We start from the raw sequence: 18,412 nt of genomic DNA, 5'->3' as shown, positions 1-18,412 counted from the left end.
CAACAGCCCTTACAGCAGCTCGATTGCCACCGCAGTCGCTTCACCGCCACCGATGCACAGCGAAGCCACGCCGCGCTTGCCGCCCTTGTTACGCAGGGCGTTGATCAGGGTGATGATGATGCGTGAACCGGTGGAGCCCACCGGGTGGCCTTGGGCGCAGGCGCCACCGTAGACGTTGACCTTGGCGTGGTCCAGGCCGTGTTCGCGCATGGCCAGCATGGTCACCATGGCGAAGGCTTCATTGATCTCGAACAGGTCGACATCGTCCTTGTTCCAGCCGGTTTTCTTGAACAGGTTGGACATGGCGCCGATGGGGGCCAGGGTGAACTCGCTCGGGTCCTGGCTCTGGGTGGCGTGGCCGACGATCTTCGCCAGAGGCTTGAGGCCGCGGCGGGCGGCCTCGATGGCGGTCATCAGGACCAGGGCACTGGCGCCGTCGGAAATGGAGCTGGCGTTGGCAGCAGTGATGGTGCCGTCTTTCTTGAAGGCCGGCTTCAGGCCGGGAATCTTGTCCAGGTTGGCGGTCAGTGGCTGCTCGTCGTCCTTGACCACCACCTCACCCTTACGGGTGGTCACGGTCACCGGGACGATTTCGGCGGCCAGGGAACCGTCGGCGATAGCGGCCTGGGCGCGCTTCAGGGATTCGATGGCGTAGGCGTCCATCTCTTCACGGGTCACGCTGTACTGGTCGGCGGTTTCCTGGGCGAACGAGCCCATCAGGCGGCCGGTGCGGGCATCTTCCAGGCCATCGAGGAACATGTGGTCCTTGATTTCGCCATGACCCATGCGCAAGCCGGTACGGGCCTTTTCCAGCACGTAGGGCGCGTTGGACATGCTTTCCATGCCGCCAGCCACCATCACGGAGTTGCTGCCAGCCTTGAGCAGGTCGTGGGCCAGCATCACGGCCTTCATGCCGGAGCCGCAGAGCTTGTTGATGGTGGTGCAGCCGGTGGCGGCGGGCAGGCCGGCGTTCAATGCCGCCTGGCGGGCCGGGCCCTGCTTGAGGCCGGCGGGCAGCACGTTGCCCATGATCACTTCCTGCACGTCGGCCGGCTGGATGCCGGCGCGGTTGACGGCCTCGCGTATGGCCAGCGCTCCAAGGTCCACGGCGGAAACGCCGGACAGGCTGCCCTGGAAGCCGCCCATGGGAGTACGGGCGCCACTGACGATAACGATATCGGACATCTCGAACCTACCTCTGTGGATAACGGGCCGCGACCGGCCGGAGCCCCGGATTCTATCTGGTGACCGAAAGTCGAAAAAGAGTCACTCATCAAATCACTCTTTTGACTGATTTGCGTCTTGCCGATGGGGCCTAAAGTCGAGATCAACAATAAAGTCCCCAACCTCGCCAGGTGTGTCTCATGCTCCAGACCCGTGTCATCAAGCCCGCCGAAAACGCCTACGTCTATCCGCTGCTGATCAAACGCCTGCTGATGTCTGGCAGCCGATACGAAAAGACTCGTGAGATCGTTTACCGCGACCGCATCCGCTACAGCTACGCCACCTTCAACGAGCGCGTCGCGCGTCTGGCCAACGTGCTCACCGAAGCGGGTGTGAAGGCGGGCGATACCGTCGCGGTGATGGATTGGGACAGCCACCGCTACCTGGAATGCATGTTCGCTATCCCGATGATCGGTGCCGTGCTGCACACCATCAATATCCGTCTCTCGCCGGACCAGATCCTCTACACCATGAACCACGCCGAAGACCGCTTCGTGCTGGTCAACAGCGAGTTCCTGCCGATTTACCAGGCCATCGGCAGTCAACTGACCACGGTGGAGAAGACCCTGCTGCTCACCGACGGTACGGACCACAATGTCGACCTGCCGAACCTCGTCGGCGAGTACGAGACCCTGCTGGCAGCGGCCAGCCCGAAGTATGACTTCCCAGACTTCGACGAAGACTCCGTCGCCACCACCTTCTATACCACCGGCACCACGGGTAATCCCAAGGGTGTCTACTTCACCCACCGCCAACTGGTGCTGCACACCCTGTCCATGGCCGCCACCATCGGTGCGCTGGACAGCATCCGGCTGATGGGCACCGATGACGTCTACATGCCCATCACCCCGATGTTCCACGTTCACGCCTGGGGTGTGCCTTACGTAGCCACCATGCTCGGGGTGAAGCAGGTCTACCCCGGCCGCTACGAGCCGGACATGCTTTGCCGCCTGATGCGCGAGGAGAAGGTCACCTTCTCCCACTGCGTGCCGACCATCCTGCAAATGGTGATGAATGCCCCGACCGCCCAGGGGTATGACTTCGGCGGCCTGAAGATGATCATCGGTGGCAGTGCGCTGAACCGCGCCCTGTACGACGCGGCCAAGGCCCGTGGCATCCAGCTCACCGCTGCCTACGGCATGTCCGAGACCTGCCCGCTGATCTCGGTGGCGCACCTCAACGAAGAGCTGCTGGCCGGCAGCGAGGATGAGCGCACCACCTACCGCATCAAGGCCGGCGTGCCGGTGCCGCTGGTGGAGGCGGCCATCATGGACGCCGATGGGCAGTTCCAGCCGGTCGACGGCGAGTCCCAGGGCGAGCTGGTGCTGCGCGCGCCCTGGCTGACCTACGGCTACTTCAATGAGCCGCAGAAGAGCGAGGAGCTCTGGGAGCGCGGTTGGCTGCACACCGGGGACGTGGCCACGCTGGACGGGATGGGGTTCATCGAGATCCGCGACCGCATCAAGGATGTCATCAAGACCGGCGGCGAATGGATCTCCTCGCTGGAACTGGAAGACTTGATCAGTCGTCACCCGGCGGTACGCGAAGTGGCCGTGGTGGGCGTTCCCGACCCGCAGTGGGGCGAACGTCCCTTTGCCCTGGTGGTGGTTCGTGACAATCAGCCCCTGGATGCCAAGGCACTGAAGGAACACCTCAAGCCCTTTGTCGAGCAAGGTCACATCAATAAGTGGGCTATTCCCAGCCAGATCGCGCTTGTTACTGAAATTCCCAAGACCAGCGTGGGCAAGCTGGACAAGAAACGCATTCGTGTCGACATCGCTCAATGGCAGGCCGCCGGCAGCACTTTCCTCTCCGCTCTCTAAGCAGCACGGGCCGCGCCCTCTAGCGCGCGGCCCGGCAACCAAGCAAACGCTTGGCTTGTTAATTGCTGCGTTCTGAAAATTACTGGCTATCTTTCCTACCGAAGGATCGGACTAATCCGTCGGAAGGTGCGGGCCAGAGTGCCTGGGGGTTCCAAATCACACTTTCGAGGGATCAAGCGCTAATACCTGCTGGCTATAGTCCGCAACCATCAATAACAAAAAACACATGGAGTAGCGTCGATGACAACAACCACAACGTTCTGGCGCCTGGCAAAGCTGCCACTGGCCGTCAGCCTCGCTTCCACGCTCGCGGCTCCGGCATTCGGCGTGACGTTCAATATCGGTGAAATCGAAGGTCAGTTCGACTCTTCGCTGTCCGTGGGGGCCAGTTGGTCGATGCGAGGGGCCGACAAGGACCTGATCGGCGTGAACAATGGTGGGGACGGCCTGTCCCAGACTTCCGACGACTCCCACCTGAACTTCAAGAAGGGCGAGACCTTCTCGAAGATCTTCAAGGGCATCCACGACCTCGAACTGAAGTACGGCGACACCGGCGTCTTCGTCCGTGGCAAGTACTGGTACGACTTCGAGCTGAAGGACGAAAGCCGTCCGTTCAAGGACATCGACGATAACGGCCGCAAAGAGGGCGCCAAGTCCTCTGGCGCCGAATTGCTCGATGCCTTCGTCTACCACAACTACAACATCGCCGACCTGCCGGGCAGCGTGCGCCTGGGCAAGCAGGTGGTCAGTTGGGGTGAAAGCACCTTCATCGGCAACAGCATCAACTCTATCAACCCGGTGGACGTCTCCGCGTTCCGTCGTCCCGGCGCCGAAATCAAGGAAGGTCTGATCCCGGTCAACATGTTCTACGTGTCTCAGAGCCTGACCGACAACCTGTCCGCCGAGGCCTTCTATCAGCTGGAGTGGGACCAGACCGTCGTCGACAACTGCGGCACCTTTTTCGCCCAGCCAGACGTGATCGCAGACGGCTGTAACGACAACCTGCGTGTGCTGCGCGACTCGGAAAGCCTGACGCCAGGACAGGTGGCGTTGGCCCGGCAGTTCGGGGTGGACATCAACAGTGAGGGCTCGTTGGTGCGCCGTGGCCCGGATCGTGACGCTGACGACGATGGCCAGTTCGGTACGGCTCTGCGCTACTTCGCCGAGGAGCTGGATACCGAGTTCGGTGCTTACTTCATCAACTATCACAGCCGTCTGCCGGTCTTCAGTGCCACTGGATCCCCGCAGGCTACTTTCAACCTGGCCAACTCCCTGGCCGGTACTCCGCTGGCGGCCTTCGCCCCGCTGCTGGTGGCTGGCAACTCCCAGTACTTCATTGAGTACCCGGAGGACATCCGCCTCTACGGTTTGAGCTTCTCCACCACCTTGCCCACCGGCACCGCGTGGAGCGGCGAGGTCAGCTACCGCCCGAATGCTCCGGTCCAGTTGAACACCACTGACATCCTGTTCGCTGGCGTGACTCCGCTGGGTGGCCTGTTCGGCAACGCTTCCCCGCTCAAGGGTGCTGCCTCGACTGACCTGCACGGATACCGCCGCAAGGAAATCACCCAGTTCCAGACCACCTTCACCCACTTCTTCGATCAGGTCATGGGGGCTTCGCGCCTGACCCTGGTGGGCGAGGTCGGTGTGGTTCACACCGGTGGCCTGGAAAGCACCAGCAAGGCCCGTTATGGTCGTGACCCGGTCTTTGGGCCTGGCCCGCTGCCGGCCACTGGCTCGCTAAACACTTGCACGACGCTCAACTCCAGCACTCTGGGTAGCGCCACGGCTGAAAACGTCAGCAAGTACTGTGAAGACGACGGCTTCGTTACCAGCACTGCCTGGGGTTACCGCGTCCGCGCCGTGTGGGACTACAACGATGCGTTCGCCGGCGTGAACCTCAAGCCCAGCATCGCCTGGTCCCATGACGTCGATGGTTACGGTCCGAACGGCCTGTTCACCGAAGACGCCAAGGCCGTGAGCCTGGGCCTGGATGCCGAATACCAGAACACCTACACCGCTAGCCTGGCCTACACCGATTTCTTCGGCGGCAAGTACAACACCCTGATCGATCGCGATTTCCTCGCGCTCAGCTTCGGCGTGAACTTCTAAGCGGACTGCAAAATTGAGGAAAACGATGAACATGAAAACAACAAAGAGTCTGCTGCAAACTGGCGTGCTGGCGCTGTCCATGCTGGCCACCGGTGTCATGGCTGCGGTATCGGCCGACGAAGCGGCCAAGCTGGGGTCCACCCTGACCCCGCTGGGCGCCGAGAAGGCCGGCAATGCTGACGGTTCCATTCCCGAGTGGACCGGTGGCCTGCCGAAGAGCGCCGGCACCGTTGATGCCAAGGGCTTCCTGTCCGACCCGTTCGCCAGTGAACAGCCGCTGTTCACCATCACTGCGCAGAACGTCGACCAGTACAAGGACAAGCTGACCCCTGGTCAGTTGGCGATGTTCAAGCGCTATCCCGACACCTACAAGATGCCGGTGTTCAAGACCCACCGTTCGGCCACTGTGCCGGACAGCGTGCTTGAGGCCACCAAGTTCAACGCCACCAACACCAAGTTGGTAGAGGGAGGTAACGGCCTGGAAAACTTCCGTACCGCCAACCCCTTCCCGATTCCGAAGGACGGCCTGGAAGCGATCTGGAACCACATCACCCGCTATCGTGGCGGTAGCGTGCGCCGTCTGGTGACCCAGGCGACCCCGCAGCCGAATGGCTCCTACAGCCTGGTGTACTTCCAGGACGAGTTCACCTTCCGCGACAAGCTGAAGGACTACGATGCGAGCAAGCCGAGCAACGTGCTGTTCTACTTCAAGCAGCGTGTGACTGCGCCGTCCCGTCTGGCCGGTAACGTGCTGCTGGTGCACGAAACCCTCAACCAGGTGAAGGAACCGCGACTGGCCTGGCTCTATAACGCTGGCCAGCGCCGCGTACGCCGTGCGCCGCAGGTGTCCTACGATGGTCCGGGCACCGCTGCCGACGGCCTGCGTACTTCCGACAACTTCGACATGTACAACGGTGCGCCGGACCGTTACGACTGGAAGCTGGAAGGCAAGAAGGAGATCTACATCCCTTACAACAGCTACAAGCTGGATGATCCGAAGCTGAAGTACAGCGACATCATCAAGGCCGGCCACATCAACCAGGACCTGACCCGTTACGAGCTGCACCGCGTCTGGCACGTGGTGGCGACCCTGAAGCAGGGCGAGCGCCACATCTACGCCAAGCGTGACTTCTACATCGACGAAGACACCTGGCAAGCCGCTGCCATCGACCACTACGACGGCCGTGGCACCCTGTGGCGCGTGGCTGAGGCCCATTCCCAGTACTACTACAACCACCAGGTACCGTGGTACACGCTGGAAAGCCTCTACGACCTGCTGTCCGGCCGTTACCTGGCGCTGGGCATGAAGAACGAGGAGAAACAGTCCTACGACTTCAGCTACACCGCTGGCGAAAGCGACTACACCCCGGCGGCCCTGCGTCAGGCGGGCGTTCGCTGATCCCCTGCAACACCTTGTAGCGAAGCCGGCCTCCGGGCCGGCTTTTTCTTGTCTGTACTTCCTTCCCGCCGGGTCTTCTATTGGGGCCCCTGAACCGCTAGGCTCGTTCAGGCTCGCGCTCCCTGTACGCACAATATTCCTAGAAGCTGGGTGATGACCGTCCTGACCAGTTCGCGATCCATGACACCGACCGCTGCTCCCGTGGCGGATGCGCGCTTCTTTCGCCCGCCGCGACCGGCCGGCCATGTCCCGCGTCCGCGCCTGTGCGAGCGCCTTGCCGCTGGCCTCGACGGCCGCCTGCTGATGCTCAGTGCGCCGGCTGGCTTCGGCAAAAGCTCCCTGGCCATCGAGTTCTGCGAAAGCCTGCCGCCCGGCTGGCAGAGCCTCTGGCTCAGCCTGAGCCGGCGTGACAGCGATCCGGGGCGCTTCCTCGAACGTCTGCTGGACGGCCTTCGCCAGTTCTACCCGGGGCTCGGTGATGAAGCCATGGGCCATCTGAAGATGCGCCAGCGCCACCAGCCCTTCGCCTTCGAGCAGTGGCTGGATGGCCTGCTCGATGAAGTGGCCGAACACCTGGATGCCAACCCGCCGCTGTTACTGGTGCTGGACGACTATCACCTGGCACAGAACGCGGTGCTCGACCGCTGCCTGCAATTCCTCCTCAACCACTTGCCCGACGGTTGGGTGCTGCTGATTACCAGTCGCCAGCGCCCGGATTGGCACCTGGCCCGGCTGCGTCTGTCGAGGCATCTGCTGGAGCTGAACGAGCAAGATCTGCGCCTGACCGAAGACGAGTGCATGGCGCTGCTGAGCAGCCAAGGTGCGAAGCTCGAAGGCGACGACCTGGACGGTTTGCTCCAACGTAGCGAAGGCTGGGTCGCCGGCCTGCGCCTGTGGCTGCTTGCTGGCCAGGAAGCCCCTGCCAGCACCGAGGTGGCGCGGAGCACCCATGGCGATGAAAGCCTGATTCGTGAATACCTGCTGGAGGAAGTCATCGAGCGCCAGCCGCCCGAAGTCCAGGCCTTCCTCTTTGAAACCGCCCGCTTCGAGCGTTTCTGCGCCGAACTTTGCGATGCCGTGCGAGAAAGCCACGACAGCGCTGCCATCCTCCGTTACCTGCAGGCCCACCAGGTGTTCCTGGTTCCCCTGGACGAACAAGGCCAGTGGTTCCGCTATCACCACCTGTTCTCCGACCTGCTGCGCAGCCGCGGCACCACGAGCCTGGCACCTTCCGGCATGCACTTGCGCGCCTGTCGCTGGTTCAGCGCGCGCGGCCTGCTGGATGAGGCGGTGGAGCAGGCCTTGCGTGCCGGCCAGCCCGATGTGGCGGCCTCGCTGGTGCAGAACCTGTCTGAAGAACAGCTGCTGGCCAATCAGAACATCGCCATGCTGCTGCGCTGGAAGATGGACCTCCCCGACAGCCTGCTGTCCAGCACGCCTCGCCTGATCGTGCTCTACAGCCTGGCCCTGGGCCTGGCCTGCCAACTGGACGCAGCGGAAGAATTGGCGAGCAACCTTGCGCGCTTCCTCCCGGCGCCAGACGCCGTGCAACAGAGCAGCCTGCTGGTGCAATGGCAGGCCATCAGCGGCCTGATCGCCCGTGGCCGCGGCGATATCGAACGTGCCGAACATTTCTGCACCCAAGCCCTGAGCGCGTTGCAGGCCGAGAACTACGGCCAGCGTCACCTGTGCCTGTCCTTGCTGGGCAATATCGCCCTGGTGCGTGGTGATCTCTGGCGTGCCCGCGGCCTCAACAGAGAAGCCCTGGAATTGGCCCAGCGAGGGGCCAATCCACTGTTCGAGGCGCTGGTTCATTACGACCGCGCACGAGTGCTGCAGGTGCGCGGCGAAACCCTGCGCGCCCAGGCCGAAGTGCAGAGCGGCCTGGAACGCCTGCGTGGCGTCGAGGTGCCCAGGGCCTGCGTGGCGCGTGCGCGACTGATGCTTTATCAGGGCGTCCTGCTTAGCGTGCGCATGCAGAACCAGGCGGCGCGCGTCAGCCTGCAGGCGGGTATTGCCGAAGCCCGTGCCTGCCGCGACATCAGCCTGTTGATCGGGCACTGTGCCCTGGCCGCGCTGGAAGGCCGCGAGGGCCGCTTCGCCGCCGCTTTCGCCCAACTCGCCGAAGCCGAACGGCTGATGCACATCTGGGACGTGCCGCCGGTCTATTACCTGGCCATGATCACCCTGTCCAAATGCGAGCTGTGGTTGGCCCAGGGCCAGTTGGAACTGGCTGAAGCCTGGCTGCCGCGTCTGGCGGAAACCTATGCAGGCGAGGGCGCTGCTGCCGCTCCCGAGTTCCATCCGCTGCTGCCGCTTTGCATCGAGCAGCAGACAGCCGCGTTGGCCCGCGCCCAAGGCCGCACGGCAGACGCCGAAGCGCTTCTGCGCGGTCTGCTGGAAAAGACCGAACGCCAGGGCGTGATGCATGTAGCGCTGGCCGCTCGGCTGCAGCTGGTGAGCCTGCTGCGCTCGGGTCGTGAGCGGGAGGCCATCGCCCTGCTGGATCGTGCGCTGGAGTCCTTGCCGGGCGGTGGGCTGCTGCCCTATCGGGAGCTCCTCGAGCAGCACCCGCAGTGGTTGCGTGAACAGCTGGCTACCCGTTCACCGGACGATGTACGCGACTTGCTCGACCTGCTGCCGGGCGGCGAGGTCGTGTTGCCGGCGGACGTCGGAACCGCCGAGGCTTTGAGTTCACGGGAGCTGGCGGTGCTGCAACTGATCGCCCAGGGCTGTTCGAACCAGGAAATCAGCGAGCGCCTCTTCATTTCGCTGCACACCGTGAAAAGCCATGCCCGCCATATCAACAGCAAGCTTGGGGTGGAGCGCCGTACCCAGGCGGTGGCGCGGGCCAAGTCCCTCGGCTTACTGCGCTGAGGCTGCGGGCGGCGCTGAAAGATCCAGCGCCGGTTTGGCTGGCTTGGGCGCCACGGGCCTGGACAGTTGGGTGTCCACATCCTGCTGAATGCTGACCAGCACAGGCAGTAGATCGGCCATGTTGCCGCGTACCTCACTGTATGGGTGTTTCTCGGCCAGATCGGCGACGCGCGCCAGCAGTTGCCCGCGCACATCCGCGGGCAAGTGCACGAAGAGTTCCGGCAACTGTTTGGCGAGTTCGGCGCTGTAAAGCACCAGGTCTTCGCGGTTGAACTGGCGCGTCAGGCCCAGGTAGTCCAGCGAGCTGGACGACAGCATGGCGGCCGCCGCCTTGGTTTCTTGCAACCCCTGCAGGCGAATCGGGCTGCTCTGTTCCTTCTCTGAAAGCGTCATCCAGAACTCCACCGTAAGCGTGAAGAGGATGGCCTGCTGGCGCAGGGAATAGGTCATCAGGCCCAGTGCTTCGGCGCCGTAAGGCTGCTGCGCGGCCTTGAAGTCGAAGTACAGGCGCATCAGTTCCTTGAGCTGGAAGAGCACCTCGCGCGCCTCGTTCTGCCGCAGCTCCAGCGGTGCGTAGATGTTCAGCTGCGGCTTGAAGTTTTCCTCGCTGACCATGCGTGTGTAGATGGGCCCGGTGAACTCGCCGCTGCGCCGGGGCAGGGCGTTGACCTGGGTGGTGTCGATCGTCTGCAGCGCCAGGATCAACTGATGGTACTCGGCGCTGGCCCAGGGACGCTGGATGTCCGGGATTTTCTGCCCCAGGTAGAAAAGCTCGGCGGCCGGTGCGCGCAGGGCGAAAACCAGCAAAAGGATGGCCAGCGGCCAGAGCAGGGGGCGTGTTAGCGTCATCGAACTGGACAATCCTGCGGGGAAGGGCCGGCCAAGAGTAACGAGGCCGCGCTGAGTCGTCACCCGCGCCTTGGTTGGGGAAGCAGGCTGATGGAAACGAGCGAGCAGGGTGCCGTACGCGCGGTGTTCGAGGACCTGGGGGGCTTCAACGCTGTGCGCCAGCAGGGCGAAGGTGAAGGTCCGCTCGTAGGTCACCTGTTGCGCGCCAACATCCAGCTGGCCGCCATTCCGGTCTTTGCCCGCAAGGGCATCGCCGAGACCACGGTTAATGACCTGCTGGATGCCGCGCGGGTGTCCCGTCGCACCTTCTACAAATACTTCGCGAACAAGATGGATGTGCTGGAAAACATCTATCGCACGGCCGTTGTCCTGCTGCTGGCGCGCTTTCGCGAGATGCAGGACGACGCAGGCAGCGCCGAGGCCTGGCTACGCGGCATGGTGGCGCGCTTCTTCGACTACCACCTGGCCGTCGGCCCCATCATCCGCCTGATGCAGGAAGAAGCCCTGCGCGCCGACTCCCCGCTCGCCAGCCATCGCCAGCGTGCCCATGAGGAAATGGGCCGCCTGCTCGCCGAACGCCTGCTGGGTGAAGGTGACGAACGCGATCCGCTGACCTATCGGGCGCTGATCTGGGCGATGGAAGCGACGTCTCTCGAGCTGCTGACCGGCGCTGCGAGCGCTGCTGAGATCGAACGGGCCAAGACGGTGCTGGGGGACCTGTTGATCGCTGCACTGCGGCCGCGTGCTGCCTAGCGAGCACACACATCCTAGGTTGGGCGCGGTTGGCGCGGCCGCATGCTGTGATAGGCCCTCGATAACAACAACCACGAGGTGCCTCGCATGTCCGCATCCAGCTTGCCGCTGTCGCCGCCGCTTGCCGCCGGCTTCGCCCGCCTGGGCTTCGGCTCCCTGCCGCTCGACCGCCTGAAGGCGCGCTACGCCAGCGCCGACAGCGGTTCGCGCTTCATCGAGCTGGATGGCTTCAACGTCCACTACCGTGATGAGGGCAGCCGCGAAAAACCGGCCCTGGTCATGATCCACGGCGTGGTGGCTTCCCTGCACACCTGGGATGGCTGGGTGGAAGCCTTTTCACCGCACTACCGCATCATCCGCTTCGACGTACCGGGCTTCGGCCTCACCGGGCCCAAGCGCAATGGCGACTATTCCGCCGAACGCATGATCGGCATCCTCGGCCTGCTGCTGGATTACCTCGGCGTGACCAGGGCCTCCATCGCCGGTAACTCCCTGGGCGGCTACATCGCCTGGAACTTCGCCCTGACCCAGCCGCAGCGGGTCGACAAACTCGTGTTGATCGATCCGGCCGGCTACCCGATGCGCAAGGTGCCCTGGATGATCGCCTCCGCAGCGCTCCCCGGCGCTACCCTGGCCATGCCGCTGTGGATGCCGAGGGCGCTGATCGCCCAGGGCATCAAGGAAGTCTATGGCGAACCGGGCCGGATCAAACCGGGCGTGGTGGACCGCTACTACGACCTGTCGCGCCGCCCCGGCAACCGCCGGGCGATGATGGAAATCTTTCGCGTCCTGCTGAAGGTCAACGACACGGAGCTGGAGCACAGCGGCCAGCGAGTGGCGCAAATCAAGGCGCCGACCCTGCTGATGTGGGGCGAGAAGGACCGCTGGATATCGCCCAAGCACGTGCCGCTCTGGCAGCGCGATCTACCGGGCATCCAGGTGAAGACCTATCCGGGGGTGGGGCATATCCCGATGGAAGAGATTCCGCAGCAGAGTGCGGCGGACGCGATGCGGTTCTTGCTGGGCTGACATCGGCGCAGGCTCCGATCCGGCATGGACAACCCCTCTCCCTCTGGGAGAAGGCTGGAGTGAGGGAAGCAGCCACCACTCCGAGTACAAAAGAGAACGGCCCCGCAGGGCCGTTCTCTTCAATCACGAAAACCTCATGCCGCACTCGCCTGCGGCACATCGAACTCTTCCCGCGTCCTGTACAGCAGATCCAGATTGTCGTGCTGCCACGGGTGAAAACCCTTCTTGAAGAAGTCCATGTAGGTGCGCACCAGCGGCCGGAAGATGCCGTTGCGGCCCCACATCCAGTTCAGACCGTCGCGCCAGACACGCCAGTTCCACAGCAGGCCGTCGCGCTTGAGCATGTGGGCCAGGCCGCGGGTGGTGTCGAGCACAAAGAAGAAGGTGCCCATCACCATTGCCCGGCGCAGCAGGCGGTGGCTGCCGCAGACCTGGTTGTACACATCGAAGGCCACCGCCTTGTGCTCGGTTTCTTCCAGCGCATGCCAGCGCCACAGGCGTGCCATGGTCGGATGGGCGCCGGCCATGTACTCGGGGTTCTTCAACAGGCCGTCGGCCATGATCGCGGTGATGTGCTCCAGGGCCGCCGTAGCGGCCAACTGGCGGCGAGCGGAGAACTTCTTCTGGGTGTAGCGGATGCGCGCCTGGGCGCGGCGTTCGATGGCGCCGATGTCATAGCCCAGCTCGCGCAGGCGGTTGCTGTATTCCAGGTGCTCACGGCTGTGATGACCCTCCTGGCCGATGAAACCGCGGATCTGCTCCTTCAGCACCGGGTCGTCGATCTGGTCGCGGAACTGGCGCACCGAGTCGATGAAGAAGCGCTCGCCGTCGGGGAAGAGCACCGACATCGCGTCGAACAGGTGGCTCTTGAAGGCATCGCCGCTGTGCCAGTGGCGGGGCAGCGGGCTGGGCAAATCGAAATCCATGTGGCGCGGACGGATAACCAATCCTTCGGGTGTGGTGCTGGCCATGGGGGCTCCTTGAGACTGTTTGGACCATGGTCCCACTATCGGCTTGCCGGGTTTTGTCGGACAAGGTTATCTTCTGCCAACCTTCGGGTCATATCCGGCCACAACCCGAACAAGATGCCAATATGAAGCAACCGCTGACTTTCTCCGCCGAATTGGTACCCGTCGCCTATGCCGAAGCCTTGCTCGGCCTGGCCGAGGAATTGGGTGTGGCCCGCGAGACTTTGTTTGCCAGCGCCAGGGTGCGGCCGGAGCTGCTCGGCAACCCGAATGGCCGGTTGTCCTTCCTCGATTTCAACCAGCTTGCCGGTGCGGCCTTGAACCTGTGTCGCGAACCGGCCCTGGGGCTGATTCTCGGCCAGCGGTTGAACGTCTCCACTCACGGGATTCTCGGTTATGCCGTGCTCTCCAGCGCGAACCTGGGCCGTGCTCTGCAGTTTGCGCTGAAGTATTACCGGGTATTGGGGCTCGCCTACGAGCTGGAACTGGTGGAGCAGGGCGACTGCCTGCAACTGCGTGCCATCGAATCCTTCCCGATGGGGCCCTTGGGGCGATTCGCCGGTGAGGGACTGCTAGCCAGTTTTTTCAGCATCGCGCGCTTTCTGGTGGGTGAGGAACTGCATGGCCAGCAGGTGGGCTTCGCCCATTCGGCACCGGCCTACGCGACGCGCTACGCGGAGGTGTTCGGCGTCTCGGCGCATTTCGAGCAACCCTGCCACTGGCTGAGCCTGCCCAAGCGTTACCTGGAACGCCCCATGGCCCTGGCTAATCCGGCCACGGTGCAGATGTGCGAGCAGCAATGCGAAGCCCTGCTGGCCACCCTGGACGTGCAGGACGCGCTGCTGACTCGCGTGCGCCGCCTGCTCATGGCGCGCCCCGGCGACTTCCCCGACCTCGACGGCGCCGCCCGTGCCCTGCACACCAGCGGGCGCAGCCTGCGCCGTCACCTTTCGGCAATGGGCACGAGTTATCAACAGGTGTTGGACGAGGTGCGCAAGAGCCTGGCCTTGCAGTACCTGGGCACCACCCACCTGCCACTGTTCGAAATCGCCAACCTGTTGGGCTTCAGTGACCCCTCCAACTTCCGCCGTGCCTTCCGCAAGTGGACGGGCAAGCTGCCGAGTGACTATCGCGCAGGGCCATGAGGCCCGGCCGTCCAGCCGGTCTGTCGCCATAGCGGGCGGCCGCACCATCGCGCGCACCGGGTTCAGATGATCGGGTGGAACATCAGCCACACATAGAGGCCGGAAACCAGGAACTGCGCCAGCGTGATAGGCACGCCGTAGCGGCTGAAGCGGGCAAAGCTCACGCGCTCCCCCTCGCTGGCGCAGATGCCCACCGCCACTATGTTGGCCGAGGCACCGATCAGCGTCGCGTTACCGCCCAGTGTGGCGCCGAACATCATTGCGATGAATACCGGGATGGTCGAACCAGGCCAGTCGCTGAACGTAGCGGCCAGGGCGATCTCCGGCACGATTTCCGCGGCCACCAGATAGCCTTTCGTCATGATCAGCGAGGCGGCAACCACTGGGATGTTGGCCAGCAGGCTGGACAGCAAGCCGATCCCGACCATCAGGCTCAGGGCGACCACCAGGAGGTTCGTACCGAACCATTCTTCCAGCTTGATTGAGAGCCCCTGCAGCAATCCCGTTGCGGTGAATGCCTCCACCAGGCAGAAGATTGCGCCAAGGAACAGCAGGGTCTTCCAGTCGATGGCGCGCAGAAGTTCGTCCACCGGCTCCACGTGAGAGGAAAAGATCACCAGCAGGGCCAGGCTCGCGGCGATGATGGCCACTGCCGGCGGTACGATGGGGCGGGGCAGCAGTTCGCCGAACAGGAACAGCGCGATCATCAACGCCAACACGGCCAGGGTCATGACCACGAACCACGGTTTATCGATGGGCGGCATCGGCTCGGGTTCCGGCAGGTCTACCTGTGCGCGCCAGATCTGCGGCATCAGCCAGGGCAGCAGTGGGATGATCACCAGCACGGCCAGCAGGCCAGACAGGCTGACCTTCTGCAGGTACTGGACGAAGCTCATGCCGATCGAGCTGCCCACCAGGAAGGTCGCCGGGTCGCCGACCAGGGTCAACATGCCGGCCGAGTTGCTGACGATTGCCGTGAGCACCAGCGGCGCGACGATGTCCACTTTCAACGCCCGAGCCACGCGCACGATCACGGGGGCGAGCAGGATCACCGTCGTTGCGTTGGGCAGCAGCGCGCAGACTGGTGCCACCATGAGGATCAGCAGCAGCAGGAAGCGCTTGCCGCTGCCGCCGGTCGCGCGCAGGAACATCACACCGAGACGTTCGAATAATCCGGTTCGGGCCAGTACGCGTGCGACCACCATGCCGCCGAACAACAGCGACAAGGGTCCGCCGGCCGTGCGCATCGCGGCGATCAGACTGCCACTGCCGAGAATGCCAAGGGCCAGCAGCATGCCGACGCCGAGCAGCGCGGCGACCGCCATGTCGATCAGGTCGAAGGCAATCGCCAGGACCACCAGGGCAAAAATGCTCAGGGTCAGGTAGATCTGCAAGTCGCTCATTCGGCTTTCCCGGCTCAGTCAATTGGCGGCGCATACAAGAGCCCGCCGTTGTGCCAGAGGCGGTTTGGGCCCCGTTCGATCGCCAGCGGGCTTCGACTGCCGAGGTGTCGCTCGTAAAGCTCAGCGTAATTGCCGACTGCGCGCACGGCACGCATCGCCCAGTCCGGCTGCACGTCCAGCGCCTTCGCCAGACGCAGGTCCTCGCCACGCAGCAGACGTCCCTGTGGTCCCCTCAGTTTGCGGACGCGGGCTTCGACATTGGCCTGCGTCAAGTCGTACTCCTCGGCGAGAACCAGGGCGTGGAGTACCCAGCGCACCACCGTGGCCCACTGCTCATCGCCCTGGGCAACCACCGGGCCAATCGGCTCCCTGGAAATGCGCTCGGGCAAAATCACGAAATCGTCCGGCTTGCCGGGAGCCAGCAGGCGCACGGCGGCCAATTGGGCGGAATCCGAAGTGAGGGCGCGGCACTTGCCGGCGAACAGGGCCTGCGCCGCGCCGCTCGCGGAGTCGATTTCCTGTGGGCGCAGCTTCAGGTCCTGGTCGCGTATCAAGTCGGCCAGGTTCTGCTGGTGGGTTGTGTCCTTCTCAACGCACACTTCCCCTTCGCGTAGCTCGGCCAGGTTCCCGATGCCCGAGGCCCTGGGGACCATGAAGGCCTGGCCGTCATAGAAAAGCACGGCGGGAAATGTCACCTGCAGCAGCGCCTCACGGGTCAGTGTCCAGGTCGTGTTCCGTGCCAGCAGGTCGATGCGCCTCGCCTGCAAGGCCGGGAAGCGGGTAGAGGCCTTGAGCGGCACGAATTCGACCCGTTCTCCATTGCCCAGCACTGCCGCTGCCACTGCCCTACAGAAGTCGGCCTCCAGTCCGACCCAGCGGCCCGTGGTGTCACGCGCGGAGAATCCGGCGATGCCTTCACTGACACCGCAACGCAACTGGCCACGATTGTGGATGCTCGCGAGGGTTTCTCCGGCCAGGGGCGCCAGACCCTGAACTGCCAGAAGGACCAGCGCTGCAAGCAACCGTGTCAGGCGCATCAGGCTGAACTCCCAGGTTCGAGTGGCGATACTTTCACTCTAGTTGAGGCACCGGGCTGTCCGGCCGTCCGGTGGCCGCCGCAGATTGGCGGTCATTGCACGAGGGCGCGCGGTCAGGAAGGTCGCCTTTACGGATTTCGGTGTGACAGAATTCCGTTCTTTATCGAACAGGGGCGCCCATGGAAACCGCAAAGCCCGCGTTAATACGCGAAACCTTCCCCGTCGGACCTTTGCAGTGCAACTGCACCCTGATCGGCGATCCGGTCAGCAAGAAGGCCATCGTCGTCGACCCGGGCGGCAACCATGAGCTGATCCTGGCGCGGCTGGAGGCTCATGGGCTGAAGCTGGTCAGCATCATCCACACCCATGCCCACCTGGATCACTTCCTCGCTTCCGGCGAGTTGAAGAAGGCCACCGGTGCGACCCTGCACCTGCACAAGGAAGACCAGTTCCTCTGGGACAACCTGGAAATGCAGTGCCGCATGTTCGGCGTGCCCTACAAGCCGGTGCCGGCTCCGGACCAGTGGCTGGCCGACGACGAGGAACTGGCCTGCGGTTGCGGCGTCGCCCTGCACACCCCGGGGCACACGCCGGGGTCCATGAGCTTCTGGTTTCCCGAGGCCAAGCTGCTGATCGCCGGTGACACCCTGTTCCGCCGTGGCATCGGCCGTACCGACCTATGGGGCGGCGACTACAGCACCATCGAGCGATCCATCAAGCAGCGCCTGTACAGCCTGGACGAGGAGGCGACCGTGGTCACCGGCCACGGTCCGGACACGCGACTGGGCGAGGAGATGCGCGAGAATCCGTTCGTGCGGGCCTGATCCACGGAATTTTTACGCGTTCTAATGTCTAATTGCCCGCAGCCACACCGGCTAAAAGATTTTTCAGGAGTAAATCGTCCATGTTCACCCCGCGTCGTCTGATCATCGCCGCTACCGCTTTCGCCATGCTGTCTGGCTGTGCTCAGAATCCCTACAACCAACAGGGCGAAGTCCAGGCTCCCGCCGAGGGCGGCATGAGCAAGACCGCCAAGTACGGTGCACTGGGTGCCCTGGCTGGCGCCGTGGCTGGCGCGGCGATCAACCATGACAACCGTGGCAAGGGTGCGCTGATCGGCGCCGCCGTGGCGGGTGCCGCCAGCGCGGGCTACGGCTACTACGTCGACAAGCAGGAAGCCGAACTGCGCCGCAGCATGGAAGGCACCGGCGTGCAGGTGCAGCGCCAGGGCGACAACATCAACCTGATCATGCCCGGCAACATCACCTTCGCCACCAATTCGGCTGATATCGCCAGCAACTTCTACGCGCCGCTGAACAACCTGGCGACTTCGTTCAAGCAGTACGACCAGAACAACATCGAAGTGGTTGGCCATACCGACAGCACCGGCAGCCACCAATACAACATGAACCTGTCGCAGCAGCGCGCCCAGAGCGTAGCCAACTACCTGATGGCCCAGGGCGTCAACGGCACCCGCGTCTCTTCCCGTGGCATGGGCCCGGACCTGCCGGTCGCCAGTAACGCCAACGAAGCAGGTCGTTCGCAAAACCGCCGCGTGGAGATCAAGCTGACCCCCATCCCCGGCGCCCAGGCTCCACAGCAATACTGATACCGCTCCACCGCCACGAGGCCCGCTGTTGCGGGCCTCGTCGTTTCTGCCGCTCGTCGTGCGATTACTGGCTCAACGCCAGTTCCCACATTCCTGTCTAGACTGCGATGCAGGGTTCCATTGAGCCCCGTCTGAACCGTTCGCCCGCGTACCCAGAGACGCGTCGACGGCCATGGAATGGACA

General features: G+C 63.7%; 14 protein-coding genes. 9 read left to right on the top strand and 5 right to left on the bottom strand.

All coding sequences use genetic code 11. The features are described 5' to 3' along the window. Positions 1-9: 9 nt before the first annotated feature. Positions 10-1,185 (bottom strand): acetyl-CoA C-acyltransferase, encoded by a 1,176-nt coding sequence (locus E8F20_RS15635; RefSeq protein WP_280284525.1) that lies wholly within the window; start codon positions 1,183-1,185, stop codon positions 10-12. Positions 1,186-1,364: 179 nt separating this feature from the next. Here E8F20_RS15635 and E8F20_RS15630 point away from each other — a divergent pair, with 179 nt between their 5' ends. From E8F20_RS15630 to E8F20_RS15615, 4 genes are all read left to right on the top strand, one after another. Beyond that, positions 1,365-3,047: a fatty acid--CoA ligase gene (locus tag E8F20_RS15630; protein WP_280284524.1), complete on the top strand. Its 1,683-nt coding sequence runs from the start codon at positions 1,365-1,367 to the stop codon at positions 3,045-3,047. Between the two features lie 240 nt (positions 3,048-3,287). Beyond that, positions 3,288-5,159, top strand: a complete 1,872-nt coding sequence (locus tag E8F20_RS15625; protein WP_280284523.1) for a DUF1302 domain-containing protein — start codon at positions 3,288-3,290, stop codon at positions 5,157-5,159. A 31-nt stretch (positions 5,160-5,190) separates the two neighbouring features. Continuing rightward, a complete protein-coding gene (locus E8F20_RS15620; protein ID WP_280284522.1) occupies positions 5,191-6,558 on the top strand; it encodes a DUF1329 domain-containing protein in 1,368 nt (455 codons plus the stop codon). Positions 6,559-6,711: 153 nt separating this feature from the next. Beyond that, on the top strand, positions 6,712-9,435 hold the full coding sequence (locus tag E8F20_RS15615) for a LuxR C-terminal-related transcriptional regulator (RefSeq protein WP_280284521.1): 2,724 nt from the start codon (positions 6,712-6,714) through the stop codon (positions 9,433-9,435). Here the strand turns inward: E8F20_RS15615 and E8F20_RS15610 are convergent. Next, positions 9,424-10,284 (bottom strand): hypothetical protein, encoded by an 861-nt coding sequence (locus E8F20_RS15610; RefSeq protein ID WP_280284520.1) that lies wholly within the window; start codon positions 10,282-10,284, stop codon positions 9,424-9,426. The genes E8F20_RS15615 and E8F20_RS15610 overlap by 12 nt on opposite strands. 90 nt (positions 10,285-10,374) lie before the next feature. Here E8F20_RS15610 and E8F20_RS15605 point away from each other — a divergent pair, with 90 nt between their 5' ends. Both E8F20_RS15605 and E8F20_RS15600 read left to right on the top strand, forming a co-directional pair. Continuing rightward, on the top strand, positions 10,375-11,037 hold the full coding sequence (locus E8F20_RS15605; RefSeq protein ID WP_280284519.1) for a TetR/AcrR family transcriptional regulator: 663 nt from the start codon (positions 10,375-10,377) through the stop codon (positions 11,035-11,037). A gap of 87 nt (positions 11,038-11,124) precedes the next feature. Further along, on the top strand, positions 11,125-12,066 hold the full coding sequence (locus E8F20_RS15600; protein WP_280284518.1) for an alpha/beta hydrolase: 942 nt from the start codon (positions 11,125-11,127) through the stop codon (positions 12,064-12,066). Positions 12,067-12,200: 134 nt separating this feature from the next. Here the strand turns inward: E8F20_RS15600 and E8F20_RS15595 are convergent, their stop codons facing one another. Further along, positions 12,201-13,037 carry a metal-dependent hydrolase gene (locus tag E8F20_RS15595; RefSeq protein ID WP_280284517.1) on the bottom strand — a complete coding sequence of 279 codons (837 nt, stop codon included), beginning with the start codon at positions 13,035-13,037 and terminating at the stop codon, positions 12,201-12,203. Positions 13,038-13,159: 122 nt separating this feature from the next. Between E8F20_RS15595 and E8F20_RS15590 the strand changes: the two genes are divergently transcribed. After that, positions 13,160-14,179, top strand: coding sequence for an AraC family transcriptional regulator (locus E8F20_RS15590; RefSeq protein WP_280284516.1), 1,020 nt, complete (start codon positions 13,160-13,162; stop codon positions 14,177-14,179). A gap of 62 nt (positions 14,180-14,241) precedes the next feature. Here the strand turns inward: E8F20_RS15590 and E8F20_RS15585 are convergent, their stop codons facing one another. Both E8F20_RS15585 and E8F20_RS15580 read right to left on the bottom strand, forming a co-directional pair. After that, complete coding sequence (locus E8F20_RS15585; RefSeq protein WP_280284515.1) at positions 14,242-15,582, bottom strand: SLC13 family permease; 1,341 nt, start codon at positions 15,580-15,582, stop codon at positions 14,242-14,244. Between the two features lie 14 nt (positions 15,583-15,596). Beyond that, the gene (locus E8F20_RS15580; protein WP_280284514.1) at positions 15,597-16,619 is read right to left on the bottom strand and encodes an amino acid ABC transporter substrate-binding protein; all 1,023 of its coding nucleotides are present in this window, start codon (positions 16,617-16,619) and stop codon (positions 15,597-15,599) included. A 179-nt stretch (positions 16,620-16,798) separates the two neighbouring features. Here E8F20_RS15580 and E8F20_RS15575 point away from each other — a divergent pair, with 179 nt between their 5' ends. Next, positions 16,799-17,443 (top strand): MBL fold metallo-hydrolase, encoded by a 645-nt coding sequence (locus E8F20_RS15575; RefSeq protein ID WP_280284513.1) that lies wholly within the window; start codon positions 16,799-16,801, stop codon positions 17,441-17,443. 80 nt (positions 17,444-17,523) lie between these two features. Then, positions 17,524-18,228 (top strand): OmpA family protein, encoded by a 705-nt coding sequence (locus E8F20_RS15570; protein WP_280284512.1) that lies wholly within the window; start codon positions 17,524-17,526, stop codon positions 18,226-18,228. The last annotated feature ends 184 nt before the right edge of the window (positions 18,229-18,412 follow it).

It is taken from the genome of Pseudomonas sp. BN415 (assembly GCF_029871195.1).
Taxonomy (GTDB): Bacteria; Pseudomonadota; Gammaproteobacteria; order Pseudomonadales; family Pseudomonadaceae; genus Metapseudomonas; species Metapseudomonas resinovorans.
Note: the sequence above shows the minus strand (reverse complement) of the source record. Positions and strands in the feature narration are given on the sequence as shown.

What these genes read in the sequence shown, in the direction of transcription:
- E8F20_RS15635 (WP_280284525.1), bottom strand. Translation starts at nt 1,185, where the DNA reads ATGTCCGATATCGTTATCGTCAGTGGCGCCCGTACTCCCATGGGCGGC.
- E8F20_RS15630 (WP_280284524.1), top strand. Translation starts at nt 1,365, where the DNA reads ATGCTCCAGACCCGTGTCATCAAGCCCGCCGAAAACGCCTACGTCTAT.
- E8F20_RS15625 (WP_280284523.1), top strand. Translation starts at nt 3,288, where the DNA reads ATGACAACAACCACAACGTTCTGGCGCCTGGCAAAGCTGCCACTGGCC.
- E8F20_RS15620 (WP_280284522.1), top strand. Translation starts at nt 5,191, where the DNA reads ATGAAAACAACAAAGAGTCTGCTGCAAACTGGCGTGCTGGCGCTGTCC.
- E8F20_RS15615 (WP_280284521.1), top strand. Translation starts at nt 6,712, where the DNA reads ATGACCGTCCTGACCAGTTCGCGATCCATGACACCGACCGCTGCTCCC.
- E8F20_RS15610 (WP_280284520.1), bottom strand. Translation starts at nt 10,284, where the DNA reads ATGACGCTAACACGCCCCCTGCTCTGGCCGCTGGCCATCCTTTTGCTG.
- E8F20_RS15605 (WP_280284519.1), top strand. Translation starts at nt 10,375, where the DNA reads ATGGAAACGAGCGAGCAGGGTGCCGTACGCGCGGTGTTCGAGGACCTG.
- E8F20_RS15600 (WP_280284518.1), top strand. Translation starts at nt 11,125, where the DNA reads ATGTCCGCATCCAGCTTGCCGCTGTCGCCGCCGCTTGCCGCCGGCTTC.
- E8F20_RS15595 (WP_280284517.1), bottom strand. Translation starts at nt 13,037, where the DNA reads ATGGCCAGCACCACACCCGAAGGATTGGTTATCCGTCCGCGCCACATG.
- E8F20_RS15590 (WP_280284516.1), top strand. Translation starts at nt 13,160, where the DNA reads ATGAAGCAACCGCTGACTTTCTCCGCCGAATTGGTACCCGTCGCCTAT.
- E8F20_RS15585 (WP_280284515.1), bottom strand. Translation starts at nt 15,582, where the DNA reads ATGAGCGACTTGCAGATCTACCTGACCCTGAGCATTTTTGCCCTGGTG.
- E8F20_RS15580 (WP_280284514.1), bottom strand. Translation starts at nt 16,619, where the DNA reads ATGCGCCTGACACGGTTGCTTGCAGCGCTGGTCCTTCTGGCAGTTCAG.
- E8F20_RS15575 (WP_280284513.1), top strand. Translation starts at nt 16,799, where the DNA reads ATGGAAACCGCAAAGCCCGCGTTAATACGCGAAACCTTCCCCGTCGGA.
- E8F20_RS15570 (WP_280284512.1), top strand. Translation starts at nt 17,524, where the DNA reads ATGTTCACCCCGCGTCGTCTGATCATCGCCGCTACCGCTTTCGCCATG.